Source organism: Pseudomonas sp. WS 5411, assembly GCF_012985595.1.
In the GTDB taxonomy this organism is placed as follows: domain Bacteria; phylum Pseudomonadota; class Gammaproteobacteria; order Pseudomonadales; family Pseudomonadaceae; genus Aquipseudomonas; species Aquipseudomonas shahriarae.
Map to the genome: position 1 here is coordinate 1 of NZ_JAARMC010000045.1, position 2,553 is coordinate 2,553.

Sequence of the window (2,553 nt, forward strand, 5' to 3'; positions counted from 1 at the left end):
CCCGGGGGATCCGGCGCGCCTAGGCCTTGACGGCCTTCACTCAATTCGCCCTATAGTGAGTCGTATTACGTCGCGCTCACTGGCCGTCGTTTTACAACGTCGTGACTGGGAAAACCCTGGCGTTACCCAACTTAATCGCCTTGCAGCACATCCCCCTTTCGCCAGCTGGCGTAATAGCGAAGAGGCCCGCACCGAAACGCCCTTCCCAACAGTTGCGCAGCCTGAATGGCGAATGGGAGCGCCCTGTAGCGGCCACTCAACCCTATCTCGGTCTATTCTTTTGATTTATAAGGGATTTTGCCGATTTCGGCCTATTGGTTAAAAAATGAGCTGATTTAACAAAAATTTAACGCGAATTTTAACAAAATATTAACGCTTACAATTTAGGTGGCACTTTTCGGGGAAATGTGCGCGGAACCCCTATTTGTTTATTTTTCTAAATACATTCAAATATGTATCCGCTCATGAGACAATAACCCTGATAAATGCTTCAATAATATTGAAAAAGGAAGAGTATGCGTAGCCGTAATTGGAGCCGTACCCTGACCGAACGTAGCGGCGGTAATGGTGCGGTGGCGGTGTTTATGGCGTGCTATGATTGCTTTTTTGGCGTGCAGAGCATGCCGCGTGCGAGCAAACAGCAGGCGCGTTATGCGGTGGGCCGTTGCCTGATGCTGTGGAGCAGCAACGATGTGACCCAGCAGGGCAGCCGTCCGAAAACCAAACTGAACATTATGCGTGAAGCGGTGATTGCGGAAGTGAGCACCCAGCTGTCTGAAGTGGTGGGCGTGATTGAACGTCATCTGGAACCGACCCTGCTGGCCGTGCATCTGTATGGCAGCGCGGTGGATGGCGGCCTGAAACCGCATAGCGATATTGATCTGCTGGTGACCGTGACCGTGCGTCTGGATGAAACCACCCGTCGTGCGCTGATTAACGATCTGCTGGAAACCAGCGCGAGCCCGGGTGAAAGCGAAATTCTGCGTGCGGTGGAAGTGACCATCGTGGTGCATGATGACATTATTCCGTGGCGTTATCCGGCGAAACGTGAGCTGCAGTTTGGCGAATGGCAGCGTAACGATATTCTGGCCGGCATTTTTGAACCGGCGACCATTGATATCGATCTGGCCATTCTGCTGACCAAAGCGCGTGAACATAGCGTGGCGCTGGTTGGTCCGGCAGCGGAAGAACTGTTTGATCCGGTGCCGGAACAGGACCTGTTTGAAGCGCTGAACGAAACCCTGACCCTGTGGAACAGCCCGCCGGATTGGGCGGGTGATGAACGCAACGTGGTGCTGACCCTGAGCCGTATTTGGTATAGCGCGGTGACCGGCAAAATTGCGCCGAAAGATGTGGCGGCGGATTGGGCCATGGAACGTCTGCCGGCGCAGTATCAGCCGGTGATTCTGGAAGCGCGTCAGGCGTATCTGGGCCAGGAAGAAGATCGTCTGGCCAGCCGTGCGGATCAGCTGGAAGAATTTGTGCATTACGTGAAAGGCGAAATTACCAAAGTGGTGGGTAAATAATAACTGTCAGACCAAGTTTACTCATATATACTTTAGATTGATTTAAAACTTCATTTTTAATTTAAAAGGATCTAGGTGAAGATCCTTTTTGATAATCTCATGACCAAAATCCCTTAACGTGAGTTTTCGTTCCACTGAGCGTCAGACCCCGTAGAAAAGATCAAAGGATCTTCTTGAGATCCTTTTTTTCTGCGCGTAATCTGCTGCTTGCAAACAAAAAAACCACCGCTACCAGCGGTGGTTTGTTTGCCGGATCAAGAGCTACCAACTCTTTTTCCGAAGGTAACTGGCTTCAGCAGAGCGCAGATACCAAATACTGTTCTTCTAGTGTAGCCGTAGTTAGGCCACCACTTCAAGAACTCTGTAGCACCGCCTACATACCTCGCTCTGCTAATCCTGTTACCAGTGGCTGCTGCCAGTGGCGATAAGTCGTGTCTTACCGGGTTGGACTCAAGACGATAGTTACCGGATAAGGCGCAGCGGTCGGGCTGAACGGGGGGTTCGTGCACACAGCCCAGCTTGGAGCGAACGACCTACACCGAACTGAGATACCTACAGCGTGAGCTATGAGAAAGCGCCACGCTTCCCGAAGGGAGAAAGGCGGACAGGTATCCGGTAAGCGGCAGGGTCGGAACAGGAGAGCGCACGAGGGAGCTTCCAGGGGGAAACGCCTGGTATCTTTATAGTCCTGTCGGGTTTCGCCACCTCTGACTTGAGCGTCGATTTTTGTGATGCTCGTCAGGGGGGCGGAGCCTATGGAAAAACGCCAGCAACGCGGCCTTTTTACGGTTCCTGGCCTTTTGCTGGCCTTTTGCTCATTAGGCACCCCAGGCTTTACCCGAACGACCGAGCGCAGCGAGTCAGTGAGCGAGGAAGCGGAGAGCGCCCAATACGCAAGGAAACAGCTATGACCATGTTAATGCAGCTGGCACGACAGGTTTCCCGACTGGAAAGCGGGCAGTGAAGTGAAGGCCCATGAGGCCAGTTAATTAAGCGGCCGCGATATCCTGCAGATGCATCCAGTACT

The 2,553-nt window shown here is 52.7% G+C and carries 1 protein-coding gene and 1 pseudogene; both read left to right on the forward strand.

Features of this window, described 5'->3' with window-relative positions:
* Nucleotides 1-55 precede the first annotated feature (55 nt).
* Nucleotides 56-236: pseudogene (locus tag HBR93_RS27170) on the forward strand (hypothetical protein); the annotation flags it as partial.
* 498 nt (nucleotides 237-734) lie between these two features.
* Complete coding sequence (gene aadA1, locus HBR93_RS26680; RefSeq protein ID WP_001206316.1) at nucleotides 735-1,526, forward strand: ANT(3'')-Ia family aminoglycoside nucleotidyltransferase AadA1; 792 nt, start codon at nucleotides 735-737, stop codon at nucleotides 1,524-1,526.
* Nucleotides 1,527-2,553: the final 1,027 nt, after the last annotated feature.